Genomic DNA, 16,116 nt, shown 5'->3' with positions numbered 1-16,116 from the left:
TCGCGGAGTGGGGGGCATTTGCGGGTGCGAGCCTGGTGCCGGCCTTGTCGGCGGATCGCGGAGAAGATCCGCTCCTACGGAACATTTGCGCTCGGGGAAGTGCGGAGGCACGGTCCGCCCGGAGCAGGACAGTTGCTCCTGCAGGTCATCTCACACGCTGTCATCGATACACCGCGCGCAAAAAAAAAAGCCCGCCAGAGGCGGGCTGCAGGAGACCAAAGGAATCACGGCTTGCTGATGCCATCGTCGATGGCGATGCCCTTCGCGCGCATCTGGCTGATCAGCCCGGCGCGGGTCGAGGGCAGGTTGAGCATGGCCTCGTGGCGGATCGCCGCGACTTCCTGCTCGGTGTACGGCTGGTAGTTGGCCGGCATGCTCTTACCGGCCATGCCGTCCTCGCGCATGATCCAGTTGATCAGGTCCGCCAGCTGCGCGTTGCTCAGCGCCGACTGCGACATCCCCGGCACGCGCACGAGGAACTGGCGCCCGCCGTCGACCTTGAGGAAGTTGCCGACGAAGCCCTTCATCCGCGGCGTGTCGTTGGCGGCCGAGCCTTCGCCGTCGCCCAGGTGGCAACCGGCGCACTGCAGCTGGTAGTTCACCGCCGTGCTGTAGTGGGCCTGGGCAATCGGCGTCTGCGGCGACTCGTTGCCCGGAGCGTGTTTCTGGTTCGGGTTGGGGATGGCCCGGGCCATGGCGAGCGGAGCCGCCATGGCGCAGACCAGCCCGACGATCAGCAGCGAGCGCATGGGCGCCTCACACCGCGACGCCGCGGATGATCGAAACGGTGCAGTGGTAGATGTGCGATTTGGCGGCCAGGCACCAGTTCACATCGTTGTTGTTGAACGGACGGTAGGCCGGTTCCTCGCTGTCGTTGCGGGTGCAGGCGCACTGGTTGCAGCTGTGCTTACCGCAACAGTCGTTGTAGGAAATGATGTAGTCCTTGCCATCGGCCGGGTTGCGGCAGGTGCCGATCCAGGTCACCTGGGAGGCCTCGGTGCCCGGCGGGCAGGAGGTCACGCTACCGCCGCAGCAGGAGCAGAGGAAGCCGTCGATGGAGCAGTAGCGCCAGTAGTCGCAGCTGTTCGGGTCACCCGGGTCGCCGGCCTTGGGGGCTTCGGCGGCCAGCGCCTTGCTGGTGCGGTCGATCGGCAGCAGGACCGGGAGGGCGGCGCCGGCGACCATCAGCGAGCCGAGGCGGCCGAGCAGCTTGCGGCGGGAGGTGGTGTCGGCCACGTGACGGGCGGAGCGCTCGAACAGGAGGTCGAGGAGTTTCATGGGGATCTCCTTTCGTTATCGTTATGCGTGGGAGTGCGGGGTGTCGTGGTCGTGCGCGTGGGCATGGCCGTGCAGGTACTGCTGCAGGGTGGCGCTGCCCAGGTGCTCGGCCTCGAACAGGCTGTCCAGGTGCTCGCGGGAGTTGACCAGGCCCTTGGAACGCAGGATGCCGTTCTGGTCGATCAGCGCTGCGTAGGGCAGCTTGCCGATCTGGTAGGTCATGCCGACTTCCGGGCCGACCACGTAGGTCGCGTCTTCCAGCTTGTGTTCGCGGATCAGTGCCTGCTGGGCATCCATGTCGCCATCGCTGACGTACACGACCTCGAGGCGGTCGGCCTGCTGCTTGGCGATGGACTTGATCGCCGGCAGCAGCGACTTGCAGATCGGGCAGGTCGGCGAGAGGAAGAACAGCAGCTGGGCTTTCTCGCCGGCATAGCCGAAGTTGACCGGGCGACCGTTGCGATCAGCCGCGGTGACCTGGGGCGCGGGTTCGTTGACCGCGACGCCCTTGTCGACCATCAGTGCGCCGGCCGGAGCCAGGCGCGAGTGGAGGACGCCGATCTGGCGAACCAGACCCATGACAGCGAAGGCCAGGGCGATCAGCAGCGCCCAGAGCAGGATGTTGGAAACGATCAGAGCTTCCATGGTTCACCTTCCAATGAGTTTGAACAGACGGGGGCCGTTGGACAGCAGGCCTTCGGCGGCGGCATAGATGAGCAGGGCGGTGGCGCTGGCGGCGATGACCACGAAGCCGTCGAACAGACCGAGCTCGCGGGCCTGCGGCGACAGGCCGGCGGCCAGTGCCAGGCCGACCAGGATGGCGTTGCGGGCCAGCAGCACCGGACGCAGCGGTTGCGCCTGGTCCGGGCCGGAGCAGCCGCAGTCGATGTCACGGCGGCCGCGCCACAGGTTGAAGCCGATGGCGGCGGCATACAGCGCCAGCAGCAGCGCGGCGATCAGCGCGGCACCCGCCCGGCTGGCCGGAACCAGCAGGGCGAAGGCGACGCCGATTTCCAGCAGCGGCAGGCCACGGGCGACCGGCTTGAGCAGCGCCCTGGGCAGCAGCTGGTAGTCTTCCAGTTGCTTGGTGAAACGGCCCGGCGCGCGCAACTTGTGGGTGGCGGCGTTGGCCAGGATCACCGAGATGGAGACGGCGCTGGCGATGACGTAGATGGGATCGATGTTCATGAGCTGTGCCTCGCTCAGTGACTCATGATCTGAGTCGCGGTTTTGTGCAGCTTTTCCATGGTCCCGGTGAGCTTGCCGGTCTTCAGGTCGAAGATGTCCACGCCGCCCTCGACGTTGATGCCCAGCAGCAGCGGGTTGGCGTCGCTGGTGGCCTGCAGGCTCCAGATCGGCGCCTTGCCTTCCAGGGTGCCGACCTTCTTGTGGGTCTTCAGGTCGAAGGCCCAGATGATCGGGCTCGGGTCTTCCCACTTCATCGGCTCGTGGGCGTCATGCATCAGCACGTAGAGGCGGTCCAGCTTCGGCGCGACGGCCATCAGCTGCCAGCCGCCCGGCGCCCAGCCGGCCTTCTTCTCTTCGTCGCTGACCAGCGACCATTCGGGCAGGACTTTCGGCTGCTTGCCCGACAGGTCGATGCCACGCACGGTGCCGGTGGTGGTGGTGAAATAGTAGGTGTCGCCAACGTTCACGGCGCGCTCGACCAGCTTCTCCTTGTCCGGGGAGAAGAACGGCGTGCGGGTGCGGGCCGTTTCCTTGCCGTCGTCGCCGAGGGTCACCAGCTGGACGCTGCCGTCGCCGCACAGCGAGGCGATGCCGCGCTTGCCGACCGGGTAGCTGAGCACGCAGCCGGGAATGGCGATTTCGCTGGTGACGGATTTGGCCTGGGTGTCGACCACGGTGATCGAGGTCGACGGAGTGAAGTTGTAGACGTAGACGAAACGGTCATCGGAACTGGTGCCGATGCCGAAACGCTGGGTCAGCGACTCGGCGCGCTTGGACGGGATCACCACTTCCCAGTCCGGCGACAGGGTCGAGGTGTTCCAGGCGGTCAGCACGTCGGTGCGGGTGCCACGGGTGCCGCGCGAATAGAACAGGTCGGCGCTGTACAGCAGCTTGCCGTCGCGGCTCAGGGTCGAGGGCGCGGCGAAGCCGGTGCTGACCATGCCCAGCAGGCGCTTCTGGTCCGCATCGATCACGGTTACCCGGCCGGCGACGAAGCTGTCGAACTCGACGTCGACCACGTAGGCGCGGTGCGGGCTGGGCGGGAACGGGAGGGTGGTCTGGCCGATGCCCTTGTCGGCCGGTAGGTCGGCGAACGCGCCGTGCACGCAAGCAAGCGCCACGCCGAGGGCCAGTGTTGTCTTGGCGAGGATCCTGTTTATTCGCATCAGGTGGACTCCCTGGATTTATTGGAATGGTGGAGCGTCAGAGGTGGCAGGGTTCTACGGATCAAGTCTGCCCGCGACGGTTCGCGGGGGAATTGTTCTGCGTGCCAATCGGTTGTCTGGCCGTGCCACTGCTGCCTGAATGGTCACGGTCGGCGGGTGGGCGAAAGGCGTGCTTGTCCGGGGCGCGCTGCGATGGGTCTAGATGAATGTAGAGCACGTTGGCGGGGGGGCTTGGGGAATCTTTGCGGTGCTATGGCGGGGAGGGGCGCAGGGGTTTGATTTTTTGCCAGATGGGGCAGGGCTGTACGCCCTAGGCAGGTGATTTTTGTAGGAGCGAGCTTGCTCGCGAACAGAGCCCCCCCTGCGATATCGGTGCTGGGCGGTTCGCGAGCAAGCTCGCTCCTACGGGTGTTCATCTGGCAGGCTGGGTGCAGTGGCGGGCTTTTGCGGACAGGGTCCGCTCCCACAGCAAGCCACGATTCCCCCTCAAGCGACACGCAAAAAAAGACCGGCCCGAAGGCCGGTCGAGGATTACACCGGAGTGGAAACCGTCGAGCCTCAGGCGCGCTTGAGCACTAGGGTGAGGATGTCGTAGCTGGCCACCAGCTCGCCGAGCTGGTTGGTGACTTCCACGTCCCAGGCCACCACCCCCTGTGGCTCGCCTTTTGGACTCTTCTTGCCCTGGTCGATCTTGCGCTTGCAGGTCAGGCGCGCCTGGATGGTGTCGCCGATGCCCACCGGATTGATGAAGCGCAGGGTGTCCAGGCCGTAGTTGGCCAGCACCGGGCCGACGCCGGGGGAAACGAACAGGCCGGCGGCCGCCGAGAGCACGAAGTAGCCGTGGGCGATGCGCTTGCCGAACTGCGAGTCCTTGGCGGCCAGTTCGTCGAAGTGCATGTAGAAGTGGTCGCCCGACAGGCAGCCGAAGTTGACCAGGTCGGCTTCGGTGACGGTGCGGCGGTGGGTCAGCAGCGACTCGCCGATCTTCAGGTCGTCGAAATGGCGGCGGAACGGATGCACCTCGGTTTCAACGACCTTGGCGCCGCGCACGTACTCGCCGGTGACGGCCATCAGCATGGTCGGCGAGCCCTGTACGGCGGTGCGTTGCAGGTAGTGCTTCACGGCGCGCAGGCCGCCCAGTTCTTCACCGCCACCGGCGCGGCCGGGGCCGCCGTGCTTGAGCACCGGCAGCGGCGAGCCGTGGCCGGTGGATTCGGCGGCGGATTCGCGGTCGAGGATGTGCAGGCGGCCGTGCAGCGCGCCCATGGCCGGAACGACTTTCGCCGCTACCTGCGGATCGCGGGTGATCAGGCTGGCCACCAGGCTGCCCTTGCCACGGGCGGCGAGAGCGACGGCTTCGTCGATGTCGTCGTAGGCCATCAGGGTGCTGACGGGGCCGAAGGCTTCGATGTCGTGGGCGCCGCCTTCGGCGTGCGGGTCGCGGCTGCGCAGCAGGGTCGGGGCGAAGAAGGCACCTTCGGTCACGCCGTCGCCGCGCGGGGCGAAGCCGTCCTTGGCGCCGAAGACCAGTTCGCTGGATTTCAGCAGGGCTTCCACGCGCTCGGCCACGTCGGACTGCTGGGCGTGGGAGGCCAGGGCGCCCATCTTCACACCTTCCACCGACGGATCGCCGACCACCACCTTGGCCAGACGCTCGCCTAGGCGCTCGGCGACTGCATCGATGTGCCTGGCCGGGACGATGGCGCGGCGGATGGCGGTGCATTTCTGCCCGGCCTTGACGGTCATCTCGCGGGCCACTTCCTTGACGAAGAGGTCGAATTCCTCGTCGTCCGGGGTGACGTCCGGGGCGAGGATGGCGCAGTTCAGCGAGTCGGCTTCGGCGTTGAACGGCACCGAGTTGCGGATCAGGTTGGGGTTCACCCGCAGCTTGGCGGCGGTGTCGGCGGAGCCGGTGAAGGTCACCACGTCCTGGCCCTGCAGACGGTCCAGCAGGTCGCCGGTGCCGCCGATGATCAGCTGCAGGCTGCCGGCCGGGAGCAGGCCGGACTCGTGCATCAGGCGCACGGCGGCTTCGGTGATGTAGCTGGTGGCGGTGGCCGGTTTGACGATGCAGGGCATGCCGGCGAGGAAGCTCGGCGCGAACTTCTCCAGCATTCCCCAGATGGGGAAGTTGAAGGCGTTGATGTGCACCGCGATGCCGCCGCGCGGCACCAGGATGTGGCTGCCGGCGAACTTGCCGGTCTTGCCCAGCGGGATTGCCGGACCTTCATGGACCACGTTGCCGGACGGCAGCTCGCGGCCGCCGACGCCGGCGTAGGCGAACAGGGTGCCGGCGCCGCCTTCGATGTCGATCCAGCTGTCGGCGCGGGTGGCGCCGCTGTGGCGGGAAATCTCGTAGAGCTGTTCCTTGCGCTCGGTCAGGTGCAGCGCCAGGGCCTTCAGGCGCTGGGCGCGCTGCTGGAAGTCCATGGACATCAGTTCCTTGAGGCCCTGCTCGCGGGCATGGGCGACGGCTTCGGCGAAGTCCAGCGCCTCTTCGTGGGTGCGCGCCACGGTCTGCCCGTTGAGCGCGCTACGCAGCGCCTGGGCGCCGTGCTGGCCGACCCAGCGGCCACCGATGAAACTTTGCAGGATTGGCTCTTGGGCCATGGTTGTCTTCCTCCGGATCGCTACGCAAGGGTGCCGGCTGCTGCCGGTGACCGCCGCGCCGGGTGGGCGTCGGCGGCGCGTTGTAAGGTGGCGGTACGAGCCGCCGGATAAGGTCCGCCAAGACCTTGTGGGCCGATGACGGTGGAGCTGTTTGTTGTAGGAACGAGCTTGCTCGCGAACCTGATTGGCGCCGGCCCTGCCGGCGAATCGGGGACAGAGTCCGCTCTTACGAAAAGCGCGTCGGGCTCACCCTGCAGGAGCGGACCTTGTCCGCGTATCCTTCTGCGCACGCCGAAGCAACGGCAGAGTGCGGTTCGCGAGCAAGCTCGCTCCTACAGGCTCTGGATCAGAGCTGGTCGAAATCGAGCACCACGCTATCGCTGACCGGATACGCCTGGCAGCTCAGCACGTAGCCGGCAGCCACTTCGTAGTCCTCCAGGGCGAAGTTGCTGTCCATCTCCACCTCGCCGGACACCACCTTGCACTTGCAGGTCGAGCACACGCCGGCCTTGCAGGAGTAGGGCAGTTCGGCGCCGTGTTCGTTGCCGGCGTCCAGCACGCTGACGCTGTTGCGCGCCAGTTCGAAGGACAGCTCGCGGCCGTCGCTGATCACGGTGATCTGGCTCTTCGCGCTGTCGGTCGCGGCGGCGGCCTGGCGGGCTTCGCGTTTCTCGTTGCTGCCAGCGGCGGCGAAGAGCTCGAAATGGATGCGCTCGGCCGGCATGCCGTTGCCCTTGAGCTGGTCGCGCACGGTCTCGGTCATTGCCTGCGGGCCGCAGATGAAGGCGGCGTCGAGGCTCTTCACGTCGAGCCAGCGGCTGAACAGCTGGCCGCACTTGTCGGCGTCGATGCGGCCGTTGTAGAGGTCCACGTCCTGCTGCTCGCGGCTGAACACGAAGATCAGGTTGAGACGCTGCAGGTAGCGGTTCTTCAGGTCTTCGAGCTGTTCGCGGAACATCGCGGCGTTGCTGGAGCGGTTGCCGTAGAGCAGGGTGACGCGGCTGTTCGGCTCGGTTTCCAGGGTGGTCTTGACGATCGACAGGATCGGCGTGATACCGCTGCCGGCGGCGACCGCCAGGTAGTTGCCGTGGCGCGCCGGGTCCAGTTCGACATTGAAGTGGCCGGCCGGCGGCATGACGTCCAGGCTGGCGCCGACCTTCAGCGACTCGTTGGCGTAGGCAGAAAAACGCCCGCCCGGTACGCGCTTGATCGCCACGCGCAGCTCGCCATCGTTCACGCCGCTGCAGATGGAGTAGGAGCGGCGCACTTCCTCGCCGTCGAGCTGGGTGCGCATCACCAGGTGCTGGCCCTGGGTGAAGCGGAAGCTGTCCTGCAGGTCTGCCGGGATATCGAAGGCGATGGACACCGCATCGCGGGTTTCCGGGCGCACTTCCTTGATTTTCAGGCTATGGAATTTGCTCATTGTTCTTCTCCTGCGGTTTGACCGCGTGGAGGGCGAATACAAACGTCGCGAGCGAAGGTCAGGCGAGGCGGAAGCGGCTTCGGAAGCGGAGTTCACGTCTGTGAATGAGCATTTCGAAGTCGTTTCCAACGATGCATGGCCGAGCGCAGCAGTTTGTCTTCGTCCTCCTAGATGCACTTGAAGTAATCGAAAGGCTCGCGGCAGTCGACGCAGCGGTACAGCGCCTTGCAGGCGGTGGAGCCGAACTGACTGAGTTGCTCGGTGTGCAGGCTGCCGCACTGCGGGCAACGCACTTCCGGGGTCTCGCCGAGCAGGCTGCGCTTGCTGGTGCTGCCGGCCGGCGGAGCGATGCCGTAGTCGCGCAGCGCCTTGCGGCCCTCGTCGCTGATCCAGTCGGTGGTCCAGGCCGGGTTCAGCCGACGCTCCAGTTGCGGCGCGGCGAAGCCGGCATGTTCCAGGGCGTGCCGGATGTCCTGCTCGATGACCTCGGTGGCCGGGCAGCCGGAGTAGGTCGGAGTGACCACCACGTGCAGGTGGCCGTCCTGCCAGTCGAGCCCGCGCACGATGCCCAGATCGACCACGCTGACCACCGGCACTTCCGGGTCCATCACCGCGCCGAGCACGCTCCAGGCGCGGCTGAGGTCGTCAGCCGTGCCGGCGCGGGCGCCGCGATCGCTGGTAATCAGCTCACCAGGTTGCATCGGGGTAGGCTCGCTGGAGGAACTGCATCTCGGCCAGGAGAATGCCCAGGTGCTCGGTGTGCAGGCCGCGGCGGCCGCTGAGGTAGAAATTCACCGCGGGCTCGGGCACAGGCAGGGTCGCGGCGGCGAAGATGTCGGCGACCTTCGACTTCCAGGCGGCGGCCAGCTCGGTCGGATTCGGCGCGACCCCGGCTTCGAACAGGCGCTGCTCGATCTCGTCGGCATTGCACAGCTCGACGGTGAAACGCCACACCTGCGGGATCGCCGCGAGCATGCGCGCATGGCTTTCCTCGGTGCCGTCGCCCAGGCGCTGCACCCACTCGGAAGAACGACGCAGGTGGTAGGTGACTTCCTTCAGGCCCTTGGCGGCGATGGCTTTGACGCGCTCGTCGCTGGAGGCGCTCAGCGCGTGCAGTACATGGAAGTGCCAGGCGTCATAGAGGAACTGCTTGGTCATGGTCACGGCGAAGTCGCCGTTGGGCTGCTCGACCAGCAGCAGGTTGCGGAAGGCGCGCTCGTCGCGGCGGAAGGCCAGGGCGTCGGCGTCGCGGCCGTCGTCCAGCAGTTCCACGGCGTACTCGTACCAGTTGCGCGCCTGGCCCACCAGGTCGAGGCCGACGTTCATCAGCGCCAGTTCTTCTTCCAGCGCCGGGGCGTGGCCGCACCATTCGCACAGGCGCTGGCCCTGGATCAGGGCGCTGTCGGCGAGGCGCAGCAGGTATTCGATCTTGTCAGCGTTCGGGTTCATGCACGCAATCTCACATGTGGCCGACTTCGGGCGGCAGCTCGTAGAAGCTGGCGTGGCGGTAGACCTTGTCCTGCGCCGGGTCGAACAGCGGGTCCTTCTCGTCGGGGGAGGAGGCGGTGATCAGCGCGGACGGCACGACCCACAGGCTCACGCCCTCGTTGCGGCGGGTGTACAGCTCGCGGGCGTTCTCGATGGCCATGGCGGCGTCGGCGGCGTGGACGCTGCCGACGTGCTTGTGGTTCAGGCCGTGTTTGCTACGCACGAATACTTCGAACAAAGTCCACTCGGACATGACTTTTCTCTCCTCGCGACTCAGGCGGCGTCTTTCTTCTGTTGTTGTTTGCGAGCGTAGGCGACCGCGGCTTCGCGGACCCAGGCGCCGTCTTCGATGGCCTTGCGGCGGGTGGCGACGCGCTCGGTGTTGCACGGGCCGTTGCCCTTGAGCACTTCGTAGAACTCTTCCCACTGGATGTTGCCGAAGTCGTAGTGGCCGCGTTCCTCGTTCCACTTCAGGTGCGGGTCCGGGGCGGTGCAGCCGAGCAGTTCCAGTTGCGGCACGGTCTGGTCGACGAAGCGCTGGCGCAGCTCGTCGTTGCTCTGGCGCTTGATCTTCCAGGCCATGGACTGTGCGCTGTTGGGGGAGTCGGCATCACTGGGGCCGAACATCATCAGCGCCGGCCACCAGAGGCGGTTGATGGCGTCCTGGACCATGTCCTTCTGCGCCTGGTTGCCGTGGCGCATCATGGTCAGGAGGATTTCGTAGCCCTGGCGCTGGTGGAAGCTCTCTTCCTTGCAGATGCGGATCATCGCGCGCGAGTACGGGCCGTAGGAGGTGCGCTGGAGCACCACCTGGTTGACGATCGCCGCGCCGTCCACCAGCCAGCCCACCGCGCCCATGTCGGCCCAGTTCAGCGTCGGGTAGTTGAAGATGCTCGAGTACTTGGCCTTGCCGGCATGCAGCTTGGCGATCTCGCTGTCACGGTCGGCGCCCAGGGTTTCCATGGCGCTGTACAGGTACAGGCCATGGCCGGCCTCGTCCTGGATCTTGGCCATCAGTTGCAGCTTGCGCTTCAAGGTCGGCGCGCGGGTGACCCAGTTGCCCTCGGGCAGCATGCCGACGATCTCGGAGTGGGCGTGCTGGGAAATCTGCCGGATCAGCGTCTGGCGGTAGGCGTCGGGCATCCAGTTCTTCGCCTCGATCTTGATCTCGGCATCGATCTTTTCCTGGAAGGCGCGTTCTTCCGGCGACATCTCGTCCAGCGCCTTGATGCGCTTCACGCCGGTCTCAACCAGTTGTGCGTACATGCTGTGTCTCCAGCCTTTTGTCGTGTTCGTGGGACGGCCTTGGCCATGGCTGTAGTTTTAAATGATACAGAAATGAATGTCTAACACTAAATGATGTGTCGTAATTGGATTTTGTATCGCCTTGGCGGGGTTCGGGGGTTTTGGGTTGGCGGGAAACGGTTGGAATTTCGCGATTAATTTGGCGAATTGTATTGAAAATGAAGGTAATGTGCGGGGATTGTCTGCGCGCTTGCTGCGCTTGAATGGCAGGCTGTTCTGAGCTTGGAAGGCGACGAAATGATACAAGAAATATGTTTAGATGAGTTAATTGCTGACGATTGTGTGGGTTTTGTAGGAGCGAGCAAGCTCGCTCCTACAGAAAAGCTGCGGGTGTCAGGCCTGGACGATCACCTGGAAGCCGCCAAAGATCATGCGTTGCCCGTCGAAGGGCATGTCGTTGAGGTCGGTCTTCATCCGGGCGTCTTCCATGAACTTCTTCATGCCTTCGTCCCGTGCGGCCTTGCTGGGCCAGGTGATCCAGGAGAACACCACGGTTTCATCCTCCTTGAGCTTCACGGCCATGGGGAAGGAGGTCACCTTGCCCTCGGGCACGTCATCGCCCCAGCACTCGACGACGCTGATGGCGCCATGCTCCTTGAACAGCGCCGCCGCCTTGCGCGCCACCTCCATGTAGCGCTCCCGGCTGGCGGTGGGTACCGGTACGAGGAAGCCATCGACATAGTTCATCGTTCATCTCCTGCGAGTGGGCGGACGGCGGATGCCGGCTGCCTTTGAGGGATAGTCGAAGGGTGTGGCGGGAAATCGACAGCGACCGGTGCTGAGGCGACGGGTGGTCGCGGTGTGGCGGACAATTCCCGGAATGGGAACTTGCGCCGGTGTTCCAGGTGGCCTGTAGGAGCGAGCTTGCTCGCGAACGGTCTTGCCGGCGGCGTTGGTGTTGGGCGGGTTCGCGAGCAAGCTCGCTCCTACAAAAAAGCGAAAAAGCGAAAAAGCAAAAAGCCCCGCCGAAGCGGGGCTTTTTCATCACGCTGACCGATCAGCCCTTGGGCCGATTGTCATACACGTGGCAGGCCTTGCCTTCCGAGCGCTTGAGGCTGTGGCTCGGCTGCACCAGCACGCGGGCGCTGACGCCGATGTGGGTCTTGATCTGCTTGCCCAGCTCGCTGCCGATGGCCTTCTGCTCGTCCGCCGACAGCCCCTGCAGGTCGTGGCGCAGTTCGACGTGGACGTCGATGCAGTCGAGATTGCCGTTGCGGTGCAGGTGGATCTCGTAGCACTCGGCGAGCTGCTTGATCTTCAGCACCTGTTCCTCGATCTGCGTCGGGAACACGTTCACCCCGCGGATGATCAGCATGTCGTCGCTGCGTCCGGTGATCTTGTCGATGCGCCGCATCGGCCGCGCGGTGCCCGGCAGCAGGCGGGTCAGGTCGCGGGTGCGGTAGCGGATCATCGGCAGCGCTTCCTTGGACAGCGAGGTGAACACCAGCTCGCCGTATTCGCCGTCGGGCAGCACGGCACCGGTGGCCGGGTCGATGATCTCGGGGTAGAAGTGGTCTTCCCAGACGGTCGGACCGTCCTTGGTCTCGGCGCATTCCATGGCCACGCCCGGCCCCATGATTTCCGAGAGGCCGTAGATGTCCAGGGCGGTGATGCCCATGCGCTCCTCGACCGCGCGACGCAGCTCGGCGGTCCAGGGTTCGGCGCCGAAGATGCCCAGGCGCAGCTTGAGGCTGTGCGGGTCGATGCCCTGGCGCTCGATCTCGTCGGCGATGTTGAGCATGTAGGACGGGGTGACCATGATGATGTCCGGCTGGAAGTCGCGGATCAGCTGGACCTGCTTCTCGGTCTGGCCGCCGGACATGGGGATCACGGTGCAACCCAGGCGCTCGGCGCCGTAGTGCGCGCCCAGGCCGCCGGTGAACAGGCCGTAGCCGTAGGACACATGCACCTTGTCACCCTTGCGCCCACCGGCGGCTCGGATGGAGCGGGCGACCACGTTGGCCCAGGTGTCGATGTCGTTCTGCGTGTAGCCGACTACCGTGGGTTTGCCGGTGGTGCCGCTGGAGGCGTGCAGGCGCACGATCTCGCTCTGCGGCACGGCGAACATGCCGTAGGGGTAGTTGTCGCGCAGGTCGTTCTTGCCGGTGAAGGGGAACCTGGCCAGGTCTTCCAGGGACTTCAGGTCGTCGGGGTGGACGCCCGCCGCGTCGAAGCGCTGGCGGTACAGCGGGACGTTGTCGTAGGCATGCTTGAGGCTCCAGCGCAGGCGCTCCAGCTGGTGCTGGCGCAGCTCGTCGACACTGGCGGTTTCCATCGGGTCAAGCAGGGCACGTTCGGCATCATGGTACATGTTCATGGGTTCACTCGATTTGTTCTTGTACGCCAGCCCGCGTGCGGGCTGCGAGTGTCATGGGAGCAGGATAACGCCCCCGTTCGCGGAAAGTTTCGAACCCCTGTCAGAGACTTTGCTCTGTCTGCCAGACGGCGGCTTTCGCGACTGGCGGTGGGGGTGCGAAGCTTCCGTGGGTTCAGATCCGCTCGATGATCAGGGCGATGCCCTGGCCGACGCCGATGCACATGGTGCACAGGGCGTAGCGGCCGCCGCGTTCCTCCAGTTCATGCAGGGCGGTGGTGACCAGGCGTGCGCCGCTCATGCCCAGCGGGTGGCCGAGGGCGATGGCGCCGCCGTTGGGGTTCACCCGCGCGTCGTCGTCCTTCAGGCCCAGCTCGCGCAGTACGGCGAGGCCCTGGGCGGCGAAGGCTTCGTTCAGCTCGATCACGTCCATGTCTTCCAGCGACAGGCCGGCCAGTTCCAGCACCTTGCGGGTGGCCGGCACCGGGCCGATGCCCATGATCCGCGGCTCGACGCCAGCGGTGGCCATGGCGACCACGCGGGCGCGGCCTTTCAGGCCGTGACGCGCGGCGGCGGCCGGGGTTGCCATCAGCAGGGCGCAGGCGCCGTCGTTGACGCCCGAGGCGTTGCCGGCGGTAACGCTGCCGCCTTCGCGGAACGGCGTGCCGAGCCTGGCCAGTTGTTCCAGGGTGGTATCGCCGCGCGGATGCTCGTCCTGCTCGACGACCTTGGCCGGGCCTTTGCGCTGGGGGATTTCCACCGGGACGATTTCCTTCGCCAGGCGGCCATTGGCCTGTGCGGCGGCGGCCTTGTGCTGGCTGCGCAGGGCGAAGGCGTCCTGGTCGGCGCGGCTGATGTTGAACTGCTCGGCGACGTTCTCCGCCGTCTCCGGCATGGAGTCGATGCCGAACTGGTTCTTCATCAGTTTGTTGACGAAGCGCCAGCCGATGGTGGTGTCGAAGATTTCCGCGCTGCGGCCGAAGGCCTGCTCGGACTTGCCCATCACGAAGGGCGCTCGGGACATCGATTCCACGCCGCCGGCCAGCATCAGCCCGGCTTCGCCGCAGCGCAGGGCGCGGGCGGCGCTGCCCACGGCGTCCAGGCCCGAGCCGCACAGGCGGTTGAGGGTGGTGCCGGGCACGGATACCGGCAGGCCGGCCAGCAGCGAGGCCATGTGGGCGACGTTGCGGTTGTCTTCGCCGGCCTGGTTGGCGCAGCCGTAGATCACGTCATCGATGGCGCTCCAGTCCAGCTCCGGGTGGCGCTGCATCAGGGCCTTCATCGGAATCGCCGCGAGGTCGTCGGCGCGCACGCCGGACAGGGCGCCGGCGTAACGGCCGATGGGCGTGCGCACGGCGTCGATGATCAGGGCGTTGGTCATATCGCTCATTCGGAGGTCTCCTGCGCCAGCACGGTGCCGCGCACTTTGTAGGATTTGCCGTGGAACAGGGCGATCAGCTGGCCCTGGGAATTCTCGATGCGCACGTCGTAGTTGCCGGTGCGGCCGCTGCGGCTCTGCTCGCAGGCGCTGGCGACCAGCTCGTCGCCTTCGCGGGCCGGGGCCACGTAATCGATGCTGCAACCGATGGCGACGGTGGCGTCGTTGTAGCTGTTGCAGGCGAAGGCGAAGGCCGAGTCGGCGAGGGCGAACAGGTAGCCGCCGTGGCAGGTGCCGTGGCCCTGGATCATGTCCTCGCGCACGCGCATGGACAGCCTGGCGCTGCCGGGGCCGGCATCCAGCAGCTGGATGCCCATGCGCCGGGTGGCCTGGTCGCGCTCGTACATGGCCTCGGCGCAGGCGCGCGCCAATTGGACGGCGTCAGTCATGGAAAGTCCTCCCTTCGGCATGCAAGCGGCGCAGCAGCAGGGACGGGCGGTAGCGCTCCTCGCCGTAGGCGGCCTGCAGGTTGTCCAGCACACGCAGCACGTTGCCGATGCCGATCTGCCCGGCCCAGGCCAGCGGGCCCTGCGGGTAGTTCACCCCGGCGCGCATGGCGAGGTCGATGTCACCGGCGCTGCCCACGCCCTGGAGCACCGCGTCGGCGCCTTCGTTGGCAAGCATGGCGATGGTGCGCAGCACGGCGAGGCCGGGCGTGTCGCTCAAGTGGCTGGCGGCGATACCGACCCTGGCCAGCAGGGCGACGGCCTGGTCCAGTGCTGCGGGCGTGGTGTCCGCCGAACAGGAGAGGCCCAGGCGCGAGGCCTTGGCGTAATCCAGCGCCAGGTCGATCAGCACCAGGTTGCGCAGGCCGTCTTCCCTGGCGCGCTGGCTGGCGAGGCGGCCGTCGGACAGCGCAATCACCGCGTCACCGACTCGCAGCAGGCCGTTGCCGGCGCGCTGGGTGATCTCGATGCCGGACTCTTTCAGGCGCTGCACCAGCGGCTGTGCCACGCCAAGGTCGCCTTCCAGTACGCAGGCGCTGACGGCAGCGGTGCTGCTCAGGCAGGCCGGCTGCGGGCGCTCGGCGCCTTCGGCGTAGTCGTAGAAGCCGCGACCGCTCTTGCGGCCGAGGCGGCCGGCGTCCACCAGTTCCTTCTGGATCAGCGAAGGCTGGAAGCGGAAGTCGCCGTAGTAGGCGGCGAACACCGAGCAGGTGACGGCGTAGTTGACGTCATGGCCGATCAGGTCGGTCAGCTCGAAGGCGCCCATGCGGAAGCCGCCGGCGTCGCGCATCAGCGCATCCAGCGTCGCGCAGTCGGCGGCGCCTTCCTGCAGCAGGCGCAGGCTCTCGGCGTAGAAGGGGCGCGCCACGCGGTTGACGATGAAACCGGGGGTGGACCTGGTGTGTACCGGCTTCTTGCCCCAGGCCAGCGAGGTGGCGTACAGCCTGTCGGCCAGCACCGGGTCGGTGGCGAGGCCGGAGACTATCTCCACCAGCGCCATCAGCGGTGCCGGATTGAAGAAGTGCATGCCGACCACTTGCCACGGGCGCTTGAAGCCGGCGGCGAGGCTGGTGATGGACAGCGAGGAGGTGTTGCTGGCGAGGATGCAGTCTTCGCCGCACAGCGCTTCGAGCTGCTGGAGCAGGCCGCGCTTGACCTCCAGGTTCTCGACGATGGCCTCGATCACTAGTTTCGAATCGGCCAGCGCCTCGATGGCCTCCACCGGTTGCAGCCGCGCGACTATGGCGCTGTGGGCGGCGGCGTCGAGCTTGCCTTTCTCCACCAGGCGGCCGAGCTGCCGGTCGATGCCATCGATCGCTTGGGCGGCGGCGCCGGGACGGTTGTCGTAGATCTTCACCGGGTGGCCGGCCTGGGCGGCGACCTGGGCGATACCCGCGCCCATGGCGCCAGCGCCGATCACCGCGACTTGCGCATCTTTACTCAAAGCAACAGCGCTCATG

At 66.4% G+C, this 16,116-nt stretch carries 16 protein-coding genes; all 16 read right to left on the bottom strand.

Annotation, left to right across the window (positions count from 1 at the left end; translation table 11 throughout):
• Positions 1 to 224: 224 nt before the first annotated feature.
• The 16 genes from ACAW63_RS20140 to paaH all read right to left on the bottom strand — a co-directional run bounded on the left by ACAW63_RS20140 (position 225) and on the right by paaH (position 16,115).
• Positions 225 to 749 carry a cytochrome C gene (locus ACAW63_RS20140; protein WP_331319492.1) on the bottom strand — a complete coding sequence of 175 codons (525 nt, stop codon included), beginning with the start codon at positions 747 to 749 and terminating at the stop codon, positions 225 to 227.
• Positions 750 to 756: 7 nt separating this feature from the next.
• On the bottom strand, positions 757 to 1,278 hold the full coding sequence (locus ACAW63_RS20135; protein WP_331319491.1) for a methylamine dehydrogenase light chain: 522 nt from the start codon (positions 1,276 to 1,278) through the stop codon (positions 757 to 759).
• Positions 1,279 to 1,299: 21 nt separating this feature from the next.
• Positions 1,300 to 1,923, bottom strand: coding sequence for a methylamine dehydrogenase accessory protein MauD (mauD, locus tag ACAW63_RS20130; RefSeq protein ID WP_371228093.1), 624 nt, complete (start codon positions 1,921 to 1,923; stop codon positions 1,300 to 1,302).
• Between the two features lie 3 nt (positions 1,924 to 1,926).
• Positions 1,927 to 2,466, bottom strand: a complete 540-nt coding sequence (locus tag ACAW63_RS20125) for a MauE/DoxX family redox-associated membrane protein (RefSeq protein WP_343573680.1) — start codon at positions 2,464 to 2,466, stop codon at positions 1,927 to 1,929.
• Positions 2,467 to 2,480: 14 nt separating this feature from the next.
• Positions 2,481 to 3,632, bottom strand: a complete 1,152-nt coding sequence (locus tag ACAW63_RS20120) for an amine dehydrogenase large subunit (protein WP_371228091.1) — start codon at positions 3,630 to 3,632, stop codon at positions 2,481 to 2,483.
• A 558-nt stretch (positions 3,633 to 4,190) separates the two neighbouring features.
• Positions 4,191 to 6,242, bottom strand: coding sequence for a phenylacetic acid degradation bifunctional protein PaaZ (paaZ, locus tag ACAW63_RS20115; RefSeq protein ID WP_371228089.1), 2,052 nt, complete (start codon positions 6,240 to 6,242; stop codon positions 4,191 to 4,193).
• A gap of 346 nt (positions 6,243 to 6,588) precedes the next feature.
• The gene (gene paaE / locus ACAW63_RS20110; protein ID WP_371228087.1) at positions 6,589 to 7,665 is read right to left on the bottom strand and encodes a 1,2-phenylacetyl-CoA epoxidase subunit PaaE; all 1,077 of its coding nucleotides are present in this window, start codon (positions 7,663 to 7,665) and stop codon (positions 6,589 to 6,591) included.
• 167 nt (positions 7,666 to 7,832) lie between these two features.
• Positions 7,833 to 8,366: a 1,2-phenylacetyl-CoA epoxidase subunit PaaD gene (gene paaD, locus ACAW63_RS20105; protein ID WP_371228085.1), complete on the bottom strand. Its 534-nt coding sequence runs from the start codon at positions 8,364 to 8,366 to the stop codon at positions 7,833 to 7,835.
• Entirely contained in the window at positions 8,353 to 9,114 is a 762-nt protein-coding gene (paaC, locus tag ACAW63_RS20100) for a 1,2-phenylacetyl-CoA epoxidase subunit PaaC (protein WP_371228083.1), read from the bottom strand. The genes paaD and paaC overlap by 14 nt, the downstream gene beginning before the upstream one ends.
• A 10-nt stretch (positions 9,115 to 9,124) precedes the next feature.
• On the bottom strand, positions 9,125 to 9,406 hold the full coding sequence (gene paaB / locus ACAW63_RS20095; RefSeq protein ID WP_024764426.1) for a 1,2-phenylacetyl-CoA epoxidase subunit PaaB: 282 nt from the start codon (positions 9,404 to 9,406) through the stop codon (positions 9,125 to 9,127).
• Between the two features lie 20 nt (positions 9,407 to 9,426).
• A complete protein-coding gene (gene paaA, locus ACAW63_RS20090; RefSeq protein ID WP_371228080.1) occupies positions 9,427 to 10,419 on the bottom strand; it encodes a 1,2-phenylacetyl-CoA epoxidase subunit PaaA in 993 nt (330 codons plus the stop codon).
• Between the two features lie 372 nt (positions 10,420 to 10,791).
• Entirely contained in the window at positions 10,792 to 11,145 is a 354-nt protein-coding gene (locus ACAW63_RS20085; protein WP_371228078.1) for a DUF1428 domain-containing protein, read from the bottom strand.
• Between the two features lie 310 nt (positions 11,146 to 11,455).
• Positions 11,456 to 12,775 carry a phenylacetate--CoA ligase PaaK gene (gene paaK / locus ACAW63_RS20080; protein WP_371228076.1) on the bottom strand — a complete coding sequence of 440 codons (1,320 nt, stop codon included), beginning with the start codon at positions 12,773 to 12,775 and terminating at the stop codon, positions 11,456 to 11,458.
• A gap of 172 nt (positions 12,776 to 12,947) precedes the next feature.
• Positions 12,948 to 14,153, bottom strand: coding sequence for a 3-oxoadipyl-CoA thiolase (pcaF, locus tag ACAW63_RS20075; protein WP_371234726.1), 1,206 nt, complete (start codon positions 14,151 to 14,153; stop codon positions 12,948 to 12,950).
• 5 nt (positions 14,154 to 14,158) lie between these two features.
• Positions 14,159 to 14,599 carry a hydroxyphenylacetyl-CoA thioesterase PaaI gene (gene paaI / locus ACAW63_RS20070; protein ID WP_371228074.1) on the bottom strand — a complete coding sequence of 147 codons (441 nt, stop codon included), beginning with the start codon at positions 14,597 to 14,599 and terminating at the stop codon, positions 14,159 to 14,161.
• Complete coding sequence (gene paaH, locus ACAW63_RS20065; protein WP_371228072.1) at positions 14,592 to 16,115, bottom strand: 3-hydroxyacyl-CoA dehydrogenase PaaH; 1,524 nt, start codon at positions 16,113 to 16,115, stop codon at positions 14,592 to 14,594. Before paaH ends, paaI begins: the two co-directional genes overlap by 8 nt.
• Position 16,116 lies beyond the last annotated feature (1 nt).

The sequence above is a fragment of the Pseudomonas sp. QE6 genome, from assembly GCF_041379005.1.
GTDB lineage: Bacteria > Pseudomonadota > Gammaproteobacteria > Pseudomonadales > Pseudomonadaceae > Pseudomonas.
Note: the sequence above shows the minus strand (reverse complement) of the source record. Positions and strands in the feature narration are given on the sequence as shown.

Coding starts and splice junctions, on each gene's coding strand:
- paaZ (WP_371228089.1), bottom strand. CDS start 6,242: ATGGCCCAAGAGCCAATCCTGCAAAGTTTCATCGGTGGCCGCTGGGTC.
- ACAW63_RS20085 (WP_371228078.1), bottom strand. CDS start 11,145: ATGAACTATGTCGATGGCTTCCTCGTACCGGTACCCACCGCCAGCCGG.
- paaE (WP_371228087.1), bottom strand. CDS start 7,665: ATGAGCAAATTCCATAGCCTGAAAATCAAGGAAGTGCGCCCGGAAACC.
- paaA (WP_371228080.1), bottom strand. CDS start 10,419: ATGTACGCACAACTGGTTGAGACCGGCGTGAAGCGCATCAAGGCGCTG.
- paaK (WP_371228076.1), bottom strand. CDS start 12,775: ATGAACATGTACCATGATGCCGAACGTGCCCTGCTTGACCCGATGGAA.
- paaI (WP_371228074.1), bottom strand. CDS start 14,599: ATGACTGACGCCGTCCAATTGGCGCGCGCCTGCGCCGAGGCCATGTAC.
- mauD (WP_371228093.1), bottom strand. CDS start 1,923: ATGGAAGCTCTGATCGTTTCCAACATCCTGCTCTGGGCGCTGCTGATC.
- ACAW63_RS20135 (WP_331319491.1), bottom strand. CDS start 1,278: ATGAAACTCCTCGACCTCCTGTTCGAGCGCTCCGCCCGTCACGTGGCC.
- pcaF (WP_371234726.1), bottom strand. CDS start 14,153: ATGACCAACGCCCTGATCATCGACGCCGTGCGCACGCCCATCGGCCGT.
- ACAW63_RS20125 (WP_343573680.1), bottom strand. CDS start 2,466: ATGAACATCGATCCCATCTACGTCATCGCCAGCGCCGTCTCCATCTCG.
- ACAW63_RS20120 (WP_371228091.1), bottom strand. CDS start 3,632: ATGCGAATAAACAGGATCCTCGCCAAGACAACACTGGCCCTCGGCGTG.
- paaB (WP_024764426.1), bottom strand. CDS start 9,406: ATGTCCGAGTGGACTTTGTTCGAAGTATTCGTGCGTAGCAAACACGGC.
- ACAW63_RS20140 (WP_331319492.1), bottom strand. CDS start 749: ATGCGCTCGCTGCTGATCGTCGGGCTGGTCTGCGCCATGGCGGCTCCG.
- paaC (WP_371228083.1), bottom strand. CDS start 9,114: ATGAACCCGAACGCTGACAAGATCGAATACCTGCTGCGCCTCGCCGAC.
- paaD (WP_371228085.1), bottom strand. CDS start 8,366: ATGCAACCTGGTGAGCTGATTACCAGCGATCGCGGCGCCCGCGCCGGC.
- paaH (WP_371228072.1), bottom strand. CDS start 16,115: ATGAGCGCTGTTGCTTTGAGTAAAGATGCGCAAGTCGCGGTGATCGGC.